The sequence below is a fragment of the Mucilaginibacter rigui genome (assembly GCF_014773275.1).
GTDB lineage: Bacteria > Bacteroidota > Bacteroidia > Sphingobacteriales > Sphingobacteriaceae > Mucilaginibacter > Mucilaginibacter rigui_A.
In genome coordinates, this window is record NZ_JACWMW010000002.1 from 52915 (window position 1) to 75119 (window position 22205).

The window sequence follows — 22205 nt, forward strand, 5'->3', positions numbered from 1 at the left end:
ATTACAGCTACATTAATGAGATATTTTGGCGCCCTGTTATTTATTATTATTTGCACTGCATTACATGCCGCTGCAGTAAAGCCGTTTATGGTAAAATACCCCAACGGGTATACAGTTGCAGATACGGATACCATTGTACGTAAAACCTCGGTATCTGCAGGGATAAGCTACGGCAGCGATGCGCTTTTTTTCGGCCGTACGGGGCCCATCAAATACCCGTTCATGTCTACCGATCTTATTATTAATACAAAGCCCGGTTTTTTTGTATATGGTTCGGCCGTAAAAGTATTGGGCTACAAACCCCTGGTTGATGAGATAGACCTTGGCGGAGGGTATTATTATCGCCTCTCTAAAAAATTCAACGGTACGGTAAGTTATACACGCTTTATATTTAACAAAGAAGCCAATATTATCAAATCATCTGCATCTAACGATATTAACTGGAAGAATAGTTTTGATTGGAAATACCTTAAAACAAGCGCTACAGTTGATTACCTTTTCGGCAAATCGTACGATGTTTTTACGACCATCAGCAACTCCAAATATTTCGAAAGCAGCTTTAATATTTTTAACGATCAGGATTTTATTTCTGTTAACCCAAGCGTAAACCTCATTTTTGGCACACAAAACTTTGTGCAGCGTTATGCGGTTGACCATGACACCCGCTTAGAAGTTGACAATATTGCTGTTATAAATGAAAATGGCCGCCGTGCCCGGGCCAATGCTAAATTTAACATGCTGAATTATAGCTTTAAAATACCCCTGGCTTATAATATGCCGCACTATACGCTGGAGGCTTCCTATAAATATTCTATCCCGGTAAACGTAGAAGGGGCTTTAAAAAATCGCCGCGAATCGTTTTTTAATTTCACCTTTTATTACGTGTTTTATTAGATGAATGTATTGATCATTGAGGACGAAAAGGCACTTGCCCACGAACTGGAATTTTTCCTGGTGAAGAATAACTACATATGCGAAATTTGCTATGATGGCGCATCAGCATCAGAAAAAATTGCCGTTAACCTGTATGATTTTATCCTGCTTGACCTTGGCCTGCCAGATTACGAAGGGCTTGACCTGTTAAGAGAGGCAAAAAAGGCAAACCCCGAGGCCGCTTGTATTATCCTTACCGCCCGCGCCGAAGTTACCGACCGCGTAAAGGGCCTTGACCTTGGCGCAGATGATTACCTGGCAAAACCATTTTCGCTTTTAGAGCTGCAGAGCCGCATGCAGGCCATCACTCGCAGAAAATTTGGTATCACCCAAACGGTTATAGATCTGGATGGCTTTTTGGTGAATATTACCGACCGTACCATCCTTTATCATGTTAACCCGGTAAACACCATCACCAAAAAAGAATTTGACCTGATAGCTTATTTACTGCTGCATAAAAACCGCACCCTAACCCGCGCCCAGTTAAGCGAGCATATTTGGGGCAGCGTTATTAATGATGATTACGACTCGAACTTTATTGATGCACACATCAAAAATATACGTAAAAAACTAAGTGTATTTGCCCCCGCCGATTGGCTGGAAACCGTACGCGGCCTGGGCTACAGGATTAAAACAAACGTTTAAGTATTTGAAACTCCAAACCAAACTTACACTGTTTAATGCCATATCAAAACTGGTTATTGTAACCCTTTTTATCCTGCTGCTGCCCAATATTATCGAAAAAATAAATAAAAACTATACCGACAACCGCCTGGTAAAGCAAAAGGATAAGTTTTTGCAAAAGGTAAGGGATAACGGCATTAAATACTACATAGAAGACGGAGATACCTATGGCAGTTACCTGCCGTTGAAAGAAGAGTTCATCAGCCTTGAGATAGTAAACTATGATTTAGATACGATTAGGGACGAGCGGCGCATTGTGGAGCGCGATACCATTGCTTACCGCATATTAAGCCACACTTTTAAAGCCGGTAAAAAAAATTATTTGCTTGAGATAGGCAAGAGTACCGAAACCATAGGCGAAACCACCGGCCCGCTGCAAAACATAGCTTTCCAGATATTACTGGGGATGATACTGCTCACCATCCTGGCTGATCAGATCTACTCTAACTACATCCTGCGCCCGTTAAGCATCATTATCCGCACAAAGCTTATTGGCAACAAGTTCCCCAAGGTTACTGTTTATAAAGAGGTTAAAACCAGCACCTCTGATTTTCAACATCTTGACATGAGCATCCACAAAATGGTGGAAACTATTGAAACTACCTTCCAGAAAGAAAGGGAGTTTATATCCAATGCATCGCATGAGCTAATGACCCCCATCTCTATCCTGCAATCAAAAATTGAGAACATGTTTGAGCAGGATGATATTGCCGACGACCTAAAAGTGCGCCTGCTGGAGATGCAAAAAATATTGAACCGCTTAAAAAGTATTACCAAAACCTTGCTGCTGATATCGCAGATAGAGAACGACCAGTTTTTGAAGGAAGATATCATATCTGTGAACGATTTGCTGCAGGATGTTTACGAAGAGATCTCCATCCGCCTGCAGGATAGGAACATTAGCCTGGCCATGCTGGTTATAGATAATGTAGAATTGCTTGGCGTAAACAAGTTCCTGTTGTTTAACCTGCTGTTCAATTTAATAAACAACGCTATTAAATACAACCGCCCCGATGGCGAAATAACCGTTACGGGGCAATGGGTAAGAAACAATTACACCATTAAAATAACAGATACCGGCATTGGTATTGCAGCCGATGAATTGCCGTATATATTTAACCGTTTTAAAAAAATGAAGCAATCACTTTCACAGGATAGCTTCGGTCTGGGCCTGCCTATTGTAAAATCTATAGCGGGTTTTCACCAAATAGGTATAGATGTCGTTTCTGAGAAAGGGGTGGGCAGTACATTTACCTTAACTTTCCCCATAAAACTTACCGGCAATGCGCCCATACTATAATTATTGTACTAAATAAAAGGCAGCATTGCATAGCTTATTATTTAGCGTATTATTGTTAACACACCGTTATTTTCTCAAATCTTAAAAATATGTTGTTATAGTATGGATTTATTTTCAAAATATCCGTAATATTTCAATAATATATAGTTTTGGTCTTTGGCATTCGCTTTGCAAATAATCAATTAATTACACACACCAATTTAAAAATGAAAACACTAAAAATAAAAATTGCTACGTATAGCATTGCATTAGCCTCATTAGGTATATTAGGCTCTGGCTGCGATTCATTAACCAAAACCCAAAAAGGCGCGGCCATAGGCGCAGGTGCCGGTGGTACCATAGGTGCATTTATTGGTAAGGCAGCAGGGAACACTGCATTAGGAGCAATTATTGGTGGCGCCGTTGGTGGTACAGCCGGTGCATTTATTGGCCGTAACATGGACAGGCAGGCTGCCGAAATTAAACAAACCGTACCGGGCGCAACCGTAACCCGCGAAGGTGAGGGCATATTGGTTAAATTTGATTCAGGTATCTTGTTCGATACCAACTCATCAGATTTAAAACCAGCTGCACGTACAAACCTGGCTAACCTGGCCACATCATTACAAAACAACCCACAAACAAACATCCTAATTGTGGGCCATACAGACAACACCGGTACTGATGAGTATAACCAAAACCTTTCTGTACGCAGGGCCGAATCTGTAAAAGCATATATCTCTGCAAATAATGTGGCCAACTCCCGCTTAAGCACAAGTGGTAAAGGCGAAAGCGAGCCAATTGCAGATAACAATACCGTTGAAGGCCGCAGCCAAAACCGCAGGGTTGAAATTGTGATAGTGGCAAATGAGGCCATGAAAAACCAGGCTAAACAAGCAACCAACTAATTTTAAGATCAGTTAATAGTTAATCAAGAAAGCCCTTGCTGTGCATAGCAAGGGCTTTGCTATTTTAATAATATTTCGTTATCACTCACCCCGACTATGCTTCGCTGGTCGACCCTCTCTGCTGCGCAAAGAAGGTGAGAAAACACATACAGTTTTAACCCTCTTTCCACTTGCGGAGAGAGGGTGGTCGAGCGTAGCAACGACTGGGTGAGTCAATCGCACAAAGACATTTTTTACCCTATTGAAAGAGGCACAACATAAGGGCAAAGAAGCCTTTACTATCATTTACTTATTGCTTTTGCAGCTATCATCGGTTGCAGCGACTTAAAGAAGTGGCTCAGATCTGTAGGTAATACCCCCGGCGTTGTACTATTGCTGTGGCAGGTAAAGCACGATTTGCTGGATGTTTGGAAATAGGTTTCCATGGTGCTATTGGCCAAAACGTTGGTGCCCACTGCTGATCCTGGTGCAGAAAATTCGGCGCTGTAGCTTTTTCCGTTGGGTGCCGCACCTTTTTCTGTCCAGGTAGCGCCTATCAGCAGGTAATTTGCCCGCACATCACCCGGCGAAAGTAGGGTTGCGATTGTTTTGTTGATTGATATCAATTCGCTGTTAGAGGCCGCCGCAAATTTAGACCTCGGATTAGCTATCCCGAAAGCACCCCATGCAAAAACGCGCTGCGTGTTACTTGCGCTGATAGTTTGGCCGGTTTCGGCAGTGATGTAAGGCACCGTTTTACGTTGCGCATCGCGGTTACCCATGTGCGGAACGTTTACAGTTGTAGCAGACGCATTACTTGAAAACACCCATCCGGTGCCGGTATCGGCAGGTTGCGTGGCTGTTTTACCATCTTTAGTAATATACTCATAAGCGGCGTTTGGTGTGATGCCGTTATGCTCATAAGTGGCCCAGATCATCTCCGCGTGGCCGGCAACACTACCTACGATGTGCATACCCACCATCGCCATCATAACAGTTTTTTGCCCCTTTGGCGTCCATTTGGTATTGCTGGTGGTATCGTAAACCGGGATGGTAGCTTTTACCTGGAAGTATTGAGCAGCATCAGGCAAAGAACCGGCTTCCACCCATGATGTTTTAATTTCCAGCGCCAGCGCATTAGAATCGGGCAGCGTGTGCCCTGTTTTACGTGCGTAGGCCGTAATACTGTCCCGTTCGGCGGCGTTTACAGGGAAGTGGTTGCCATTAAGCACGCCATTTTTAACGCCGGTCATATAATAAGCATACACGTCATTTACCGATGACAGGTAGTAAACCAGCGAACCTTGTTTAGACATCAGCACGTGGCCGGTAGCCTGGCCCACTTCTGATTGTGTAAGCTTGCCTTTCGAGTCAAGGAACACAAAATGATTGCCCACTTTAAAACGTTCCACAAAGTTCTCTTTAACTGCATGGCGGATAAGCGCTTTTGGATGGGCTATCTCATTATTTTTACTGTCTTTAAAATGAAGTGTCCCTTTGGCATCCTGTTGAACACTGGCCACTTCCTGCGAGCTATTTTTATCACTCTTTACTAAGGCGGGTGTATTTTCTTCAGGGCCGGCATTTTCTATCTCCAGCAATCTGCCGGTGCTGTCCTCCATTACAGGTAAACCGTTAGGGCCGGTTTTATTGATGTTGTTAGTCATATTTAAAACCCTTTTTACATCGTGCGGCTCAAGTTTACGCTTCCCATCAATACTGGCCGAAACATCATAAAACAATGACGACTCCAGTACAGACCCGCCCTGTTTTACAGGCGAGGTAAGCCAAAGCAACATATGTTCAGACCAATCATAAAAATCGCAGTTGCCATTTTTTACAGAAAAATCTACGCTGTTTGCCGGCGTAACCAATCCGTTAACAGATACTTTGCCATCGGCAAACCAGCCGGCAAATTCCGAATCGGAAATGGTGCAAACGGGGTTTACATCATCGGGCAGCAGGTTTTTGGTTACGGATGATTTTGCAGCTTCTGTTTTTGGTGCGCTGCAGCGCCATAATACAACAACCAGCAGGCAAAGCAATGCTGTTATCAATACTTGTTTTTTCATGTTGAGTGTGATTTGGTTAAAGGTTTTACGGCTGGCTTTCAAAGTTTATAGCCTGCAATTTCAACAATGCTATAAATTACTGATAACCAGCACGTAAATATAAAAAACACAACTAACAGGAATACCCTCAAAACGTCTTATTAGCCGGGGGTAAAAACGTCTTTTTCCTGCCACGCATAATGGATCCTGCGATGAGCCCATCCAGCGCTGTCATGGTGAGCTTGTCGAACCATTAACAAGGCGTCTAGGTCTTCGACAAGCTCAGACTGACACTTATATAAGTCAATGACTGGGTTGAGTTGACTTGCAAAGCGCCCCTTTAAGCTTCTGTGCTTTTTTGTACCTTTGCCGCATGGCATCCATCAAACCATCTGTACCAAAGGGCACCCGCGATTTCTCTCCCGCCGAAATGGCAAAGCGTAACTTTATTTTTGATACTATTAAAGGCGTATTCAGGAAATACGGTTACCAGCAGATAGAAACCCCATCGATGGAAAACCTGAGCACTCTTACCGGCAAATATGGCGATGAAGGTGATAAGCTGATATTTAAGATTTTAAACAGTGGCGATTTTTTAGCCAAGGCAGATGAGCAGGCATTAGCCGCGCGCAACTCAAACCAGGCAACTGCATCTATCTCCGAAAAAGCCCTCCGTTATGACCTTACCGTGCCTTTCGCACGCTATGTTGTACAACACCAAAACGAGATCACTTTCCCTTTTAAACGCTTCCAGGTGCAACCGGTATGGCGAGCCGACAGGCCGCAAAAAGGCCGTTACCGCGAGTTTTATCAGTGTGATGCTGACGTAGTTGGCTCGGCATCGTTACTGAACGAGGCGGAGTTTATCATGATCTATGATGAAGCTTTAAGCCTGCTTGGATTAAAGGATTTCAGCATTAAAATAAACAATAGAAAAATACTATCGGGAATTGCGCAAGTGATAGATAAAAACGATAGCATTATTGACATGACTGTGGCTATCGACAAACTGGATAAGATAGGCTTTGACGGCGTAGTAAAAGAACTGCTTGAGCGTGGCTTTACCCAGGCGGATATCGATCATATCAAACCCATCATTTTGCTGGAAGGCACTAATGATGAAAAGCTGGCCAGCCTTCGCGCAGCTTTAAAAAATTCAGAGATCGGCTTAAAAGGTTGCGAAGAAATAGAAACCGTATTTAATTACGTGTCCGCCTGTAAACCGTTAACCGCCAAGCTGGAGCTTGACATCACCCTGGCACGCGGCTTAAACTACTACACCGGCGCTATCTTCGAAGTAAAAACCAACGAAGTTGCCATGGGCAGCATTGGCGGTGGTGGCCGTTATGACGACCTGACCGGCATGTTCGGCCTTAAAGGACTTACCGGTGCGGGTATCTCTTTTGGAGCCGACCGTATCTACGATGTACTGGAAGAGCTGAACCTGTTCCCGCAATCGGCAGAGCAAAGTACGCAGGTGCTTATTTGCTGCTTTGATGAGCAGGGCGAAAAATATGGCCTGCCCCTGTTGCAAAACCTGCGCGGCCAAAACATTAATGCCGAGCTTTACCCCGCAGGCGCTAAAATTAAAAAGCAAATGGAGTATGCCAATAACAAGCAGATCCCCTACACCGTTTTAATTGGCAGCGACGAGATGCAAAGCGGCCTGCTTACCTTCAAAAACATGGAAAGCGGCGAACAGGAGAAACTATCGGCAGATGACATTCTGAGCAAGCTTAGCAAATAGCATTAACTGCAGGAACATACAACTGATGAGATTATGATCTTCCATTTCAGAAACAAGTTCCCGCAGCTCAACTCCTTTTGGGACAAGTACCTGCCGTTCCAAAAACGGTTGGAACTCCCGGCAAAAACAATTTTGCTGGAAGAAGGCAAGGTGTCATAAAACTACATCTTCATAGAGAAGACTGCAGCTTATCAGGACATTGCCGAACAATGGAACATTGGCGTACCTGGCGGACTACGGCCTGGTGGTAACCATTTAAACAGGCAATGACTTTACCCCGGATAGCATACAGTAATTTATCGATATTTAATTACGCTGCCATTTATCCTGGTTACCAACCTATAAAGGGGATACGATATCAGGAAAAGGGCCACAACAAATATAAAGCTCCTGGTATCGCTTATGGCAAAGCCAACAAACAACACCAGGCTAACCGTAAGCGCCAGAATAGTTAAGTAAGGATAGCCCCATGCTTTATACGGGCGATGAAGATCAGGTTCCTTTTTCCTCAGTATTAATAATGATGCAAAAGAAAAAGCGGTAACAACGGTTAACATTACCGCTGCAAGGGAGAAGATTTGCTCAAAAGTATTGTACTGTATAAAAACAAGCGTTAATACATAACAAACCAGCAAAGAAACGTATGGGGTCCCCCCCTTGTTTAATAAGGCACCCTGCTTTATAAAAAAGCCTTCGCGGCTTAAGCCAAAAAGTATCCGTGAGGGTATCAGCATGTACGCATTTAATATGCTGATGACAGAAAAAATTGCTATTATATTGATGATGACAGAACTCCAGCTGCCAAAGGCAACCGCGGCGGCCGCAGAAGCAGCCAAAGGCGATTTAGCGATTGAACTAAGCGGAAGTACATATAAAATGGCCCCGTTAATTAACAGGTAAAGGGTAATGATAGTAATAGCACCAATAAAATAAGACCGGGCTATATTTTTGCCGGGGTTCTCATCTTCTTCTGCAAAAAAGGAAACGGCCATCCAGCCATCGTAAGTACCTAAAATTAGTTGCATGGCTTTAAAAAAGGAAATTATCAGCGCTCCGTTAAATACAATAGTTTGCGGAACCAATAAGCCCGATGATTGCTGGGGGTTTGCCAAAAAACAACCCGCAACCAAAACTAAAAGTAAAATAACCTTTAAAATACTTGTGATTTTTTGCGTGGCACTGCTTGTTTTTATGCCGGGCAGGTTAAGCAATGTAAATACGGTTAAGTACCCTATACCAACGGCCTTGTCATACCCCTGTAATTGCGGGAAAAGCAAGGTGGTATATTCGCCTAAAACAATGCAGAAAAATGCGGGTGCGCTTACATTCAATATAAAATCAAACCAGCCGGCGGCAAATCCAATATATGTACCAAAAGCTTTTTTAATATAATTAAATGCCCCGCCCGCCTTTGGCATCATAGCGGTTAGTTCGGCATATGAGCTTGCGCATAATATGATATAAAGCCCTGCTAAAAGCCAGCAGCTAAGTATAAGTATTTTATTGGGCAAAAGCACGGCAATGCTGGCCGGGGCGCGCAAAATACCGGTGCCAATAGTACTACCCACAACTATTGATACCCCGAATACGATACCTAAAACCTTTTTTAATTTTACTTCACTCTTTTTATCGGTTTTAGCCATTTGATATCAGTAGTTTATTAAACACTTAAAGATCTATTTTCCCTTATAGTATGGGTTAACAACCATATAACACTTACGTTAAATACACTTTAAAAGTTGTGCCTTTGCCTAACTGGCTTTCAACCTCAATTTTACCCCCAAGAGCCTCTATCTGGTTTTTGGTGATAAAAAGGCCTATGCCTTTGGCATCGCGGTTACCGTTAAAAGTTTTATACATGCCAAAAAGGTCGGTGCCATGCTTTTGCAGATCGATGCCGATGCCGTTATCAGCAACTATAAACCCCTCCCTCTCATCAGCATCTTTAAAATAGCTCAGGGTTATTTTAGGGCGGGCAATTGCAGTGCGATATTTTATAGCGTTGCTTATTAAATTAAAGATGATACTTTCTAAATAGGCGGGGCTGTGAATGAGGGAACATTCGGCAGGGATGAGGTTTTCAATATCTACATCCCACGCTTTAATATCATTTGCCAATAACGCTATAGCGCGGTTAAAATAGTTAAGCAGGTTAACCCTGGCCGTTTGGATATTAAGATTGGTTTGTATAGATACAACTTCGTTAAGATTGGTGATAGTTTCGTTCAACTGTTCAGAAACTTTTGCCAGATGAGTAGATAGTTCCTGCTTTTCCGTTTCGTTTGTAACCGGGTCAGTTAGTACATCCATCAGCATTTTAAAATTGCTGGCGTGGGTGCGCAGGTTGTGCGATACGATGTAGGCAAAATTAAGCAAGCGGTTATTTTGCCCGCTTATTACCTCTAATGTTTCGCGCAGGCGCTGTTCCTGCTCTTTTTGCTCCGTAATATCTGTGTGGGTGCCAATGATACGCGCAGGCCGGTTATTTGCATCATATTCAATAACCTTGCCCCTGTCAAGCACCCATTTGTAGGTGCCGTCTTTACACATAACCCGGTGCTGGTTCGAGTAAAAATCCGACTCGCCGTTTATATAGGCCCTAACATCCGCCACATATTTATCCCGGTCATCAGGGTGCACCCTATTTGTCCATTGCCCAGGGATGTTGCTAAACTCATTTTCCTCAAGGCCTATCATACTCAGGCATTGTTTAGAGTGGAAAACAGTATTATTAACCAGGTCAAGGTCCCAAATGCCACCACCCGACCCTTCAGAAGCAAAGATCCACCTTCGCTCGCTTTCTTTTAATTTTGCTTCGGCCTGTTTACGCCCGGTAATATCTTTTAGCTGCGAAACAAAATACAGGGGAACTTCAGCCTTGTCGCGTACAATACCTACGTTTAACAATGACCAAATAACCCCTCCATCCTTTTTTAAATACCTTTTTTCCAGCTGGTACCCGTTTATCTCTTTGTTCAGCGTTTTTTGCAGTAGGGTAAGATCGGCCTCGAGGTCTTCAGGGTGCGTTATTTGCTGAAAAGTTTTTGTTATCAGTTCATCGGCTGTATAACCCAGCATATCGCACACGCTTTTGTTTACTTTTAAAAACTTTCCTTCTACCGATACAAGCACCATCCCGATAGGCGAGTACTCAAAAGCGTTCCTGAATGTTTCCTCGCTTATTTCAAGGGTTTGTTCGGTGAGTTTTTTATCGCTGATATCAATATGGCAGCCTACCATACGCACCGGCTCCTCATTATCCCATTCAATTACACGGCCTGTGCTGTTTATCCAAATTATCGAGCCGTTTTTATGTGTGTACCTTACATCAATATTAAAAGGCTTTTCACCATGGCTTTCATAATGCTGTTTCAGACATTCGTCCATGCGGGGCCTGTCTTCGGGTACTATCAGATTTGCCCATGTTTCGGTAGTATTTGGCAGTTCATCTTCTTCGTAGCCAAATATATTTTTAAAGGCGCTGCTATATATCACCCTATCTTCCCGCAAATAACAATCCCAATACCCCGCAAGGGTTTCTTCAAGAATGACCTTATAAATATTCTCCATCAATCAGGGATATTGGATAATGCTAAATGGTAACCCAATATACGACAATTTAAGAAGATATAAGTTTGATTAATAGGCATTTCTAATTTTACCCATCTGCCTTATTATTAATACTTATACAAAATTAAGCCCAGCAAAGTCCCTGTTTAATATCCGGCTGTTATTTACATTGAGCCATTTATCAAGCAGTGTGGCATAAACCTCCCTGAAATCTATCTCATACTTCAGGTCGTCATTATCCAATTGGTCAAGGTTTGGTGCGTTGTTGTAGATGCCCGCCTTTTTTAGCTTACCACCAAATATCATAACGTTGTTTGCAGTACCATGGTCAGTGCCATCGCTGGCATTTTGCTCTACACGGCGGCCAAATTCAGAGAAGGTCATTACCAGGGTATCATCAAGTTTCCCCGCTTGTTTAAGATCTTTTACAAAGGCGGCTACCGCATCACCATAAATTTTAAGCTGGCGGCCTTGCTGGTTTTGTTGCTGGGTATGGGTATCAAACCCGCTTAACGACACATAGTAAACCCTTGTTTTTAACCCCGAATTTATAAACTTTGCTACGCTTTTTAGCTGTTTGGCAAACGCCGTTTGCGGGTATTGCGCAGTAGTATTATATGTTTTTGACGTTTGCTGTATATAATTGGCCGATGAATAGGTTTCTATCATGGTTTTATATAAGTAACCTAAATTATCCTCATTCAGATGTGCGCTGTCGTGTTCATCAACAAGCTCTTTAAAAAAAGGCTCGCGGGTGCTTTGGTATAGTTTGGCCGGGTTTTGTACGGCAATTCCTTTCATTTTAGCCCCCTTCATGGCAAGGGATAAGGTATCATCAACCTCAACAGCGGTGTATGGGTTTTTATTAACAGCGCAATTGGCATCCAGGTACCTGCCTATCCAGCCGGTAGTTAAAAACTGATTGGCTTCGCTGCCGGTTTGCCATATATCCATCGACCGGAAATGCGACCTGTCGGGATTAGGATATCCTACAGAATTGATCACACTCATCCAGCCCTGGTCGTAAATCTCTTTTAATGCAGATAGGTTGGGGTTTAGTCCCTGCATATCGTTTAGCGTAACTACCTCCGGTTTTTTTATGGCGATGGTGTTACGTTTCTGGTAATAGATATCGTTGCCATAAGGCACAATGGTATTCAGCCCATCGTTACCGCCTGATAGCTGTATGATCACCAGGTTTTTATAGCCCGTCATATCGGCAGATGCCATAGCTTCCAGCGGTTTTAAAAACGATGGTATTAAAAACGCGCCCGATGCCAGTGTTGTGCTTTTTAAAAAATCTCTTCTCTTCATCACTTATCCAATTAACATAGTTGATACTCGGGTGTCGAAACCAGTTCAATAGCCAGCGCCTTTATACTGATGGCCCTGTTAACCATTTGTATTAAGTTATTACTTAACGGTGTAGCCAATAATAAACGTGCTATTGCTGTTTTAGAAGTACCTGGTGGTATAGCCGCTAAAAACCTATCCCAATTGGGCTGGCTTTGCACCGGCGTATTTACATCCTTACGTACATTAGTGGTTGGCATAGCAGCCAGTACCGCTTCGTCTTCCGGGTCGGTTTTGCCTTTAAAATCAATTATACCATCATTTAAAACCGTTGATGGTATCTTTATCCTGTACATAAGCGATGAACTGTCTATCCAGCTTTTACCACCGGGCCAACCGGCAACATTTGGAGGATTAAACAGCACCTGCCCCAAAGTGCGCTGAAACTGCAGCAATACATCCGGGTTTTTATAATCAACATAAAACTGCCTGCTAAGCCCCACAATAAAATCAACAGGCGATTTAATTAGGTTTCCTATATTCTTATCCGCATAAAACCAGTCGGCAGTAAAAATCAATTTCAATACCGGGGTTATCTCATAGTTGCTATTGTAAAACACATCGGCCATGGTGTTAATATGCTTAGCGTCGGGGATATCATTAACCAGGTATTTATACAGCTTGATACAAATAAAATTTGCCGTTTCTTTTTTTTGCAGCAGGGTATCAATAATATCAGCGCCGGTAAAGTTCCCGGATTTACCCATAAAAGTTTTTGGCCCGGCATCATGCAAAAACTTACGTTCAGCAAATTCGCCATTATTGTTAAACCCCCAGCCGGTAAAAGCCCTCGCCGATTCTTTAATATCCTGCTCGGTATAATTGCCACGACCAATGGTAAAGAGCTCCATCAACTCGCGGGCGAAGTTCTCATTAGGGTGGCCCTTTTTATTTTGTTGATTATTTAAAAATTGCAGCATGGCCGGGGTTTGCGAAACCTGCAATAACATTGTGCGGAAATTACCAAGAGCATGCTCCCTGTGTATATTATTCAACTGCTGGGCATACCAGGGGTTTTGTGTACGGCAGGCAAAATGATTATGCCAAAAAAGGGTCATCTTCTCCCTTAACTGGCTATCGCCGCTGCTCATTTGAGTTAACCAGGCAATGTTCAGATCTTTCTCCAGTTGGCGTTGTTGCTGCAAAAACATCTTTTTGGTTAATGCATCATCAGCATCTTTATAGCTACTGTTAGTGGCCACCACATTAAGCTGTTTTATCTCTTCGGAAGCTTTAAAAAGCTGGTCGGTAGTTTGTTTTACACTGAGGTGCTGCATTTGTTGCAGGTCTGCAAAGCGTAGCCCAAAACCCGCCCTTGCAAACAAATGCGCTATTTTTTTCATGCCATCCATTGTAGTATATGACAACCATGCCCGGGAGTGGTTTAATCCCTAACGGCAATTTTTTTAATTCACTATTAAAATCATTCAAACAAGTGTTATATTCGTATCGCCTAACCTTAATTTAAATGAATAAGATTTTTACTGCCCTTGTATTGTGCCTTAGCATTTCATTAGCTAATGCGCAAACAAAACCCCTTACCCAACCCTTCGGTAAAGTTGATGCTGCCGACCTTGAATCAAAAAGCTGCGATTTTGAGAAAGATGCTAACGCTGAGATACTTTTTGATAAAGCTGAGATATATTATGATGCCAACCTTGACCTTGGGATGGAAAGGCATAAAAGAATAAAAATATATAATACCAATGGGAAAGATAACGCGAATATCCGCATTGAATATTACAGCGGCAACCACGTGGAATATATTACCGGGTTACAGGCACAAACCATTAACCTGGTTAACGGCAAGCCCGAAATAACCAAGCTTGATAAAAAACTGGTGTTTACAGAACGTATTGATAAAATGCGCTCGGCCCTTGTTTTTAGTATGCCCAATGTAAAAGAGGGGTCTATAATTGAATACAAATATATTTGGAACACCAACTCGCTGAGCAATTTCCCCGATTGGTACTTTCAGGACAAACTGCCAACCCGTTACAGCGAGCTTACCACCTCTATTCCCGACTTTTTGTACTTTAAGCAAAAAGCAAATATAGTACAGCCATTAATTGTAAACACACGCAAAGACGAAGGCCGTAGTATGGGCGCAGGCACCAACATGACACCTTACACCCTTGAAAGAAACACAAGGGGGATGGCAAATGTACCATCACTAACGGATGAGCCCTACATGACTGCTACTACTGATAATTTGCAGTCTATTATATATCAGTTAACCTCTATCAGGCCAACCATAGGTATCATCAAAAGTTTTTCTGATACCTGGGCAAAGGTTGGGGGCATCCTGGCCGATGATGAGGATTTTGGGCTGCAGCTAAAAAGAAAACTAACCGGCGAGGAAGCCATCATTGCAAAAGCCAAAGCACTTAAAACCGATGACCAAAAGATACAATACATTTTTGCCGAAGTAAAAAACACCATGAAATGGGATGGCGTTGACCGCTGGTACACCAATGACGGTACTTCAAAAGCCTGGGAAAAGAAAACCGGCAACTCGGCCGAAGTTAACCTGATATTATACCATTTATTAAAACAGGCGGGCGTTAAAGCCTACCCAATGGTAGTAAGCACGCGCGAACATGGCAAGGTAGTACCTTACTATACTTTTTTATACCAGTTTAACAGGGCGGTAGTTTATATACCAATAGATAGTGCCCGCAACTATGTGCTTGATGCAACAAACAAGTATAATATTTATAATGAACTGCCCGACAACCTGCTGAACTCTGACGCTTTGTATATTGACAAGGAAAAGAAACAGTATGATATGGTTTACCTGGAAAGGAAGGACCCCGTTAGGCAGATAGTAATTGTAAGGGGCGAAGTTAAACCGGATGGAAAAATGGACGGAACGGCACAAATAAGCAGCTTTGGCTATAACCGTATCCATACCCTATCGCGCTACAAAACAGATGGCGAGCAAAAATATACCGACTATTTAAGGGAGAATAACAATAACCTGAAGGTAACATCGCTTAAGTTTGATAACATGGAAATTGATACCTTACCGTTAACGCAAAACATTAATTTCAACCTCGACCTGACCAGCTCTGACGATAATTACATCTATTTTGTACCCAATATATTTAGTTCGTTACGCACCAATCCCTTTTTAAGCGAAAACAGGCGCACAGACATTGAATTTGGTTACCGTAATAGCTATTCTATTATAGGCACCTATACATTACCCGCAAATTATAAAATTGATGCGCTGCCAAAAAGCGCTACCATGACCATGCCCGATGGCAGCATTACCTTTAAACGCTATGTGGCCGCAGAGAACGGTACTTTAATGGTACGCTATGTTATTGACCATAAAAGCACCCTTTATTCTAAAGATAGCTACCCTGATTTCCGTGAGTTTTATAAAAAGATGTATGAAATGCTTAACGAACAGGTTGTGTTAAAAAAATCTTAACCTAAAATGAAACGCAACATTCTTAAGCTACTGGCTTGCGCGGCTACTATCATGTTTTTTAATAGCGGCTATGTTATTGCACAGGATAAACTATCAAAAGACCTTTATATTGCAGCTACTATCCCCGATTCTTTAAAGGATAAGGCCAACGCTGTGGTGCGCTATTCATCTGATGAATTATACATCAAAGACAAGGATAAAATTATTACAAGACACCACAGCATTATTACCATTTTAAATGAAAAAGGGGATGATGAATCGCGGTTGATCTTGTATTACGACAAAAAATTCAATACCGTAAATAGTGTTGAGGTAGTGGCGTATAACGCTGCGGGTATGCAATTAAAAAAATACCACAAAAGCGATATGTACGACAGGGCCGCCATTGATGGCATGTCTATCATAACCGATTATCGCTTGCTTGCATTATCGCACACTGTAGCGTCATACCCGGCCACCATTGAGGTTACTTACGAAACCAGCAGGAACAGCTACCTTGATTTGGGCGAGTGGCAATACCTGGAACCCGAAAAAGCAGTGCAATATGCCGAATACATTGTACGCACAACTCCCGAAAGCGGCTTTAGATATCTCAATAAAAACACCACTATAAAACCGCAAAAAACATACGAAGACGGTTTTGATAAATACATTTGGAAAGTTAGCAGCCTAAAAGCTATAAAACCCGAAAAGGATGCGGTTAACTGGCAGGTATTTCCCCATATTGCTTTTGCTACCAAATATTTTCAGTTTGATGGCCTGCCCGGCGATATAAGCAACTGGCAAAGTTACGGCAAGTGGCAGCAAGCCTTAAATGCCGACGTTTGTACACTTACTCCGCAGCGTGTTGAAGAGATAAAGGCTATGACCGCCGATTTAAAAACCGATAAGGAAAAGGCCCGGTTCCTGTACAATTACATGCAGCAAAACATGCGTTATGTAAGCATACAGCTGGGTATTGGCGGCCTTAAACCCTTCCCCGCTACTTTTGTTGATCAAAAAAAATATGGTGACTGTAAGGCTTTATCTAATTATATGTCGGCCTTATTAAAGGCAGTGAACATCCCGTCATACTATGCCATGATCCGCGCCGGCGAAAACCAGGAACCCGCTAACGCCTCGTTCCCGTCAGATCCGTTTAACCATGTTATACTGTGTATCCCCTTTAAAGGCGATACTACCTGGCTGGAATGTACCAGCAACACCAAACCATTTGGGAAGCTTGGATCGTTTACCGAAAACCGCAACGCCCTGCTTATTACCGAAAACGGCGGGGTGCTGATAAATACCCCAAAAAGCGTTATGCAGGACAACCAGTTTAACAGCGAGGTACACCTTGCTCTTAACCCGGAAGGTGGCGCTAAAGCCGAAGTGAAGATTTTAAGCACTGGCGGCTATCGCGATGATTATATTGGCCTGGCATCTTTAAAAACAGATGAGCAGAAAGAGTATCTCATAAGGGCTTTGAACATGAAGCAACCATCCATAATAGATATTAAACCCGCTACCGATAAAGACGGCACCAAAGAGATAGGCATCGACCTTGAATACGATAAGTTTTGCGACATAGCCGCAGGCAACAAAATGTTTTACCGCCCCCGGGCGTTCGATCTGTGGGGAACAACCGTGCCTGTTTTGGAGAAAAGAAGAAACGATTTTTACTTTTCGCACCCTATGCAAAAATCATGTGTAACTACTATTGACCTGCCGGCCGGCTTTGAGGTAGAAACCCTGCCAGTTAATCAAAATTTAAATTTTACTTATGGCAGCTATGATGTAAAATACATTTACGACGCTGTAAAAAACCAGGTGATAAGCACCACTAAATTTAACCTAACAACCCACGTTATTCCCGCTGCCAAATACAACGAAATGCAGCAATACATGGATAACATTGCCAAAGCACAAAATAAAAAGCTGGTGATACGCAAGAAGGCTTAATTTTGCCTGCATGATCTTCAGGCTTGATGACCGTTTACTGTTCCCCAACCCTTCGCTTGCCGAAGAGGACGGGTTGTTGGCAGTAGGCGGCGACCTTTCTACTGAGCGCTTACTGCTGGCCTATCAAAATGGCATTTTTCCATGGTACAGTGATGATGACCCTATCCTGTGGTATTCGCCGCACGAAAGATTTGTGCTTTACCCGCCGGAGCTGAAAGTATCAAAATCAATGAGGCAGGTTTTACGTTCAAACAAATTCACTGTTACTACCGATACCTGTTTTAGCGATGTTGTTGCTGCCTGTTCATCTGCAAAACGCGAAGGGCAGGACGGCACCTGGATAACTGCTGATATGATGGCTGCTTATGCGAAATTACACCGCGAAGGCTACGCCCATTCGGTTGAGGTTTGGCTTGCTGGCAAACTGGTTGGCGGGCTTTATGGCGTACATGCCGGCGATGTATTTTGCGGCGAAAGCATGTTTAGCCGGGTAAGTAACGCCTCAAAAACAGCGCTGATATGGCTTTGCAATACCGGTAAGTATAAACTGATAGATTGCCAGGTTTATACCGAACACCTGGAGAGCATGGGTGCACGTATGATACCCCGCGAAGATTATATCGCGGTTCTGCATAAAACCGTTGCCTAAACATTAGTTTTGTAACCAGATGGAGCAGGCAAATCATAAAGAACGTATAATTTTAGGGATTGACCCGGGTACAGCAGTAATGGGTTACGGCCTTGTATTGGAAAAAGGCCCTAAAATTGAACTGATAAGCCTGGGTGTGGTTAAGATGGATAAGATTGACGACCACATGCTGAAACTGCAGCGCATTTTTGAAAAAACCGTTGCCCTTATTGATAACTACAAACCCGATTGCCTTGCTATTGAAGCACCATTTTATGGCAAAAACATACAGGTAATGCTAAAGCTTGGCCGCGCACAGGGCGTTTGTATGGCCGCGGCCCTATCGCGCAATGTAACTATTACCGAGTATGCGCCCCGTAAAATAAAACAGTCCATCACCGGTAATGGCAGCGCCACCAAAGAGCAGGTATCGGCCATGCTGCAAACCCTTTTAAAATTCACCGAAACGCCCGACTTTTTTGATGCTACCGACGGGCTGGCTGTAGCCGTGTGCCACTCATTTCAAAAAATACAGGTAGCACGCGGGGGCAAGGTCACCAGTAAAAAAAGCCACTCGGGCTGGGAGGCATTTGTAAAAGATAATGCCGCCAGGGTAAGTATCATTCCTAAAAAATAGTATTGCTATAGTAGCATTTTACGCACATCCGCCCAGTTATTAACGCGTACATCCCATTGCACATCGTGGTTATGGCTGGCGGTAAATAATATGCCCTGCCCAATAAAACGTTTAAAATGCTTTACGTTATCATCAATCAGGTAATCGGCATTGATAATGCTTTTATCGCCGCAAAAAACGATGTTATTCCACGAAATGTACGGAAAATGCTTACCCAGCCAATCCAGTTTAGGCAACAGGGAATTAGGGAATTCCATAGCAGCAGTGGTGATAAATATCTCATACTTTTCATACAGGTCTTTAATTACTTCCTGGCAACCAGGAATAACCTGCAGGTCTTTAAAAAAGTCATCATGATATACATATTCCTGTATCAGGTACTTGTGTTCGTCTGGCAGTAGTTCTGAAAATTTTTTAGCGTTGAGTTCTTCGGGGGTAAATTCGATGTTGTGATCGCGCTTGTACCATTCTGCAAAACGATGGTTAGCGTCGGCTATCACTTCATCCATATCAATAGCTATTCTCTTCATAGTGTGTCATCAATACACAAATATAAAGTCTTTAAATCAGTAACTTATTTATAATTATTCTAAATAATTTGGATAGCAAGTCATTAGAATGTACTTTTGGCCATTATTTATAATTAGTCTTAATAAGAATGAAAATAACGAATACCTGCCTCTTATCAAAATCAGCTTTACTGTTTTTCCTATTCTTTACAATTTCAAGTATTACACTGGCTCAGCAAAATGCCATTGTTAAGGGAACCATAAAAACATCAGACGGGCAACCCGCCCAAGCAGTATCTGTAGGAGTTAAAAACACATCGATAGGCACTATAACCAATATTAATGGCGATTTTCAGTTTAAATTAAAACCGGGTTCCTACGTTATCCACGTATCAGCATTAGGTTTGGCAAGTGAAGAAAAATCAATAACCATTGTTGCAGGCAGCACTACTGTTGTTGATTTTAGCTTAAGGGAAAATGCCAGCCAGTTAAAAGAAGTTACCATCTCAGATAATAAGCGCAAGTTTAAAATTGATAACCCATCACCTACCCTGCGCTTAAATGAACCGCTGTTACAAATTCCGCAAAACATCCAGGTAGTAAGTAACGATCAGATACAGGAGCAGCAGATATTTAACATGCTTGAAGGTGTATCGCGCAACGTAAGTGGTTTAACCATGCAGGAGCACTGGGGTAACTACGCCCGTGTTAATGGCCGTGGCGACAGGCTTGCGGCTTTCCGTAACGGGATGAACATTGAGGCAACCTGGGGGCCATTAACAGAAGACATGTCGTTTGTTGACCGTATTGAATTTGTAAAAGGCCCGGCAGGTTTTATGCTGGCCAACGGCAACCCGTCGGGTTTTTATAACATGGTTACTAAAAAGCCTACAGGTATAACCAGCCAGGCATTTAGCTTTACAGCCGGCAGCTTTAACAACTACCGCGCCACTGCCGATTTTGACGGCAAACTGACCAGCAACGGCAAACTGCAATACCGCTTAAACCTTATGGGCCAGATGTCGGAATCATGGCGCCCTTATGATTTTACGAACCGCCTTGCCATAGCCCCCGTATTGCGTTATAAATTTGATGATAAAAACACTTTAACTGCCGAATACACCTACCAATTTCAGCGCATGAATGCTTTTGGTTCGGCGTATTTATTCTCTACCGATGGTTACGCAAGCTTGCCCCGTAACTTTACCAATGCCCCATCAAATTCCCCGGCAACCAACATCAAAGACCACAGCGCATTTTTAACTTACGAACATAAATTTAATAATAAATGGAAGGTAACCGCACAGGGCGCTTACTTTAACTATGCACAAAAGGGTTACAGTTATTGGATAAACAGCATTGCCGATAATGGGGATATTGACCGTAACCTTGGTTTATGGGATGCTGTAAACAAAAATAAATTTGCCCAGGCATTTGTAAACGGCGAGGTAAAAACCGGTGCTGTTAATCACCGCATTTTGGGTGGTGTAGATATTGGCGATAAATACTATATCCCTGATTATATCCAATCAGGCTCACTTGACCCCGACCCGGCTAACCTGTTTAATATTCATAACCCTAATAACGGCCCGGTTACCTTACCTGTATTTGACAGAGATACCCCGCTTAGCGAACGTGGCAAAGATTGGTATACCACAGAAAAATACCAGTCTGTTTATGTACAGGACGAATTAGGTTTTTTTAATGACAAACTGCGCTTAACGCTTGGCGGCCGGTTTACACATGCCACCACATTTGACGCCAGCGCCGCTGAGGGTTTTAAAAACACTAACGATAAAAAAATAACACCACGTATCGGTATAAGCTATTCTGTTGATTCGGCAACCAGCGTTTATGGTGTTTATGACCAGGCATTTTTACCGCAAAACGGAAATATTGCCGGCGGTGGTAAGGTTAAACCAATTACAGGTAACAATTTCGAATTAGGCGTTAAACGCGATTGGTTTGATGGTAAATGGAGCACTTCATTATCTGCTTACAGGATACTTAAAAATAACCAGTTAGTTGGAGTGCCGGGCAACACAAACGAAGTTGTACAATTAGGCCAAACTAAAACACAGGGTATTGAGTTTGACGCCCGTGGCGAGATCATTACCGGTTTAAGTTTAATGATCAATTACGCTTACACAGATTCTAAAATATCTAAAGATACCGACCCTGCAAACGTAGGCAACCCGGTACCGGGCTTTGCCAAGCAGGTAACCAACGCATGGTTAACCTACCGCATACAACGCGGCGTATTAAAAGGCTTAGGTTTTTCGAGCGGATACCAATGGCAGATAGACCGTTTGCCGTGGAGCCTTGGCACCGGCACTTCAGATCTGCCAAACTATTTCCGTTTAGATGCCGGTGCATCTTACCAGCTCAGGAAAATGAGCTTCGCGGTAAATGTAAACAACGTTTTAAATACCTACCTGTACTCCGGCGGTCATGAAGATTACCTGAGCCCTACCGGCAAAACGGTTTACACCTGGCAGGCCGAAGCACCAACCACCGTACGTGTAAGCGTAGGCTATAAATTTTAAG

Annotated in this window: 17 protein-coding genes; 11 read left to right on the forward strand and 6 right to left on the reverse strand. The window is 42.9% G+C overall.

Features of this window, described 5'->3' with window-relative positions:
- Positions 1 to 15: 15 nt before the first annotated feature.
- From IDJ75_RS07215 to IDJ75_RS07230, 4 genes are all read left to right on the forward strand, one after another.
- A complete protein-coding gene (locus IDJ75_RS07215; protein ID WP_191174964.1) occupies positions 16 to 894 on the forward strand; it encodes a hypothetical protein in 879 nt (292 codons plus the stop codon).
- Entirely contained in the window at positions 895 to 1578 is a 684-nt protein-coding gene (locus tag IDJ75_RS07220) for a response regulator transcription factor (protein WP_191174965.1), read from the forward strand.
- A gap of 4 nt (positions 1579 to 1582) precedes the next feature.
- The gene (locus IDJ75_RS07225) at positions 1583 to 2917 is read left to right on the forward strand and encodes a sensor histidine kinase (protein ID WP_191174966.1); all 1335 of its coding nucleotides are present in this window, start codon (positions 1583 to 1585) and stop codon (positions 2915 to 2917) included.
- A 206-nt stretch (positions 2918 to 3123) separates the two neighbouring features.
- Positions 3124 to 3804: an OmpA family protein gene (locus IDJ75_RS07230; protein ID WP_191174967.1), complete on the forward strand. Its 681-nt coding sequence runs from the start codon at positions 3124 to 3126 to the stop codon at positions 3802 to 3804.
- A gap of 281 nt (positions 3805 to 4085) precedes the next feature.
- On the opposite strand, the gene IDJ75_RS07235 is transcribed toward IDJ75_RS07230, so the two are convergent.
- Positions 4086 to 5855: a hypothetical protein gene (locus IDJ75_RS07235; RefSeq protein ID WP_191174968.1), complete on the reverse strand. Its 1770-nt coding sequence runs from the start codon at positions 5853 to 5855 to the stop codon at positions 4086 to 4088.
- A 352-nt stretch (positions 5856 to 6207) separates the two neighbouring features.
- Here IDJ75_RS07235 and hisS point away from each other — a divergent pair, with 352 nt between their 5' ends.
- On the forward strand, positions 6208 to 7581 hold the full coding sequence (gene hisS / locus IDJ75_RS07240) for a histidine--tRNA ligase (protein ID WP_191174969.1): 1374 nt from the start codon (positions 6208 to 6210) through the stop codon (positions 7579 to 7581).
- A 33-nt stretch (positions 7582 to 7614) separates the two neighbouring features.
- The gene (locus IDJ75_RS21315) at positions 7615 to 7740 is read left to right on the forward strand and encodes a hypothetical protein (protein ID WP_262892097.1); all 126 of its coding nucleotides are present in this window, start codon (positions 7615 to 7617) and stop codon (positions 7738 to 7740) included.
- A 137-nt stretch (positions 7741 to 7877) separates the two neighbouring features.
- On the opposite strand, the gene IDJ75_RS07250 is transcribed toward IDJ75_RS21315, so the two are convergent.
- The 4 genes from IDJ75_RS07250 to IDJ75_RS07265 all read right to left on the reverse strand — a co-directional run bounded on the left by IDJ75_RS07250 (position 7878) and on the right by IDJ75_RS07265 (position 13871).
- Complete coding sequence (locus IDJ75_RS07250; protein ID WP_191174970.1) at positions 7878 to 9224, reverse strand: APC family permease; 1347 nt, start codon at positions 9222 to 9224, stop codon at positions 7878 to 7880.
- Between the two features lie 73 nt (positions 9225 to 9297).
- Positions 9298 to 11151, reverse strand: a complete 1854-nt coding sequence (locus IDJ75_RS07255) for a sensor histidine kinase (RefSeq protein ID WP_191174971.1) — start codon at positions 11149 to 11151, stop codon at positions 9298 to 9300.
- A 114-nt stretch (positions 11152 to 11265) separates the two neighbouring features.
- Positions 11266 to 12465, reverse strand: a complete 1200-nt coding sequence (locus tag IDJ75_RS07260; RefSeq protein WP_191174972.1) for a DUF1501 domain-containing protein — start codon at positions 12463 to 12465, stop codon at positions 11266 to 11268.
- 11 nt (positions 12466 to 12476) lie between these two features.
- Complete coding sequence (locus IDJ75_RS07265; protein WP_224746530.1) at positions 12477 to 13871, reverse strand: DUF1800 domain-containing protein; 1395 nt, start codon at positions 13869 to 13871, stop codon at positions 12477 to 12479.
- A gap of 101 nt (positions 13872 to 13972) precedes the next feature.
- On the opposite strand from IDJ75_RS07265, the gene IDJ75_RS07270 reads away from it, so the two are divergent.
- From IDJ75_RS07270 to ruvC, 4 genes are read left to right on the forward strand one after another with little or no spacing between them, the layout of a single operon-like run.
- Positions 13973 to 15943 carry a DUF3857 domain-containing protein gene (locus IDJ75_RS07270; protein ID WP_191174973.1) on the forward strand — a complete coding sequence of 657 codons (1971 nt, stop codon included), beginning with the start codon at positions 13973 to 13975 and terminating at the stop codon, positions 15941 to 15943.
- Between the two features lie 6 nt (positions 15944 to 15949).
- Positions 15950 to 17884, forward strand: coding sequence for a DUF3857 domain-containing transglutaminase family protein (locus tag IDJ75_RS07275; protein ID WP_191174974.1), 1935 nt, complete (start codon positions 15950 to 15952; stop codon positions 17882 to 17884).
- A gap of 10 nt (positions 17885 to 17894) precedes the next feature.
- Positions 17895 to 18533 carry a leucyl/phenylalanyl-tRNA--protein transferase gene (gene aat / locus IDJ75_RS07280; protein WP_191174975.1) on the forward strand — a complete coding sequence of 213 codons (639 nt, stop codon included), beginning with the start codon at positions 17895 to 17897 and terminating at the stop codon, positions 18531 to 18533.
- A gap of 19 nt (positions 18534 to 18552) precedes the next feature.
- Complete coding sequence (gene ruvC, locus IDJ75_RS07285) at positions 18553 to 19149, forward strand: crossover junction endodeoxyribonuclease RuvC (RefSeq protein ID WP_191174976.1); 597 nt, start codon at positions 18553 to 18555, stop codon at positions 19147 to 19149.
- Between the two features lie 5 nt (positions 19150 to 19154).
- Here ruvC and IDJ75_RS07290 read toward each other — a convergent pair whose 3' ends face one another.
- Entirely contained in the window at positions 19155 to 19679 is a 525-nt protein-coding gene (locus tag IDJ75_RS07290; protein ID WP_191174977.1) for a 5' nucleotidase, NT5C type, read from the reverse strand.
- Between the two features lie 128 nt (positions 19680 to 19807).
- On the opposite strand from IDJ75_RS07290, the gene IDJ75_RS07295 reads away from it, so the two are divergent.
- Positions 19808 to 22204: a TonB-dependent receptor gene (locus IDJ75_RS07295; protein ID WP_191174978.1), complete on the forward strand. Its 2397-nt coding sequence runs from the start codon at positions 19808 to 19810 to the stop codon at positions 22202 to 22204.
- Position 22205 lies beyond the last annotated feature (1 nt).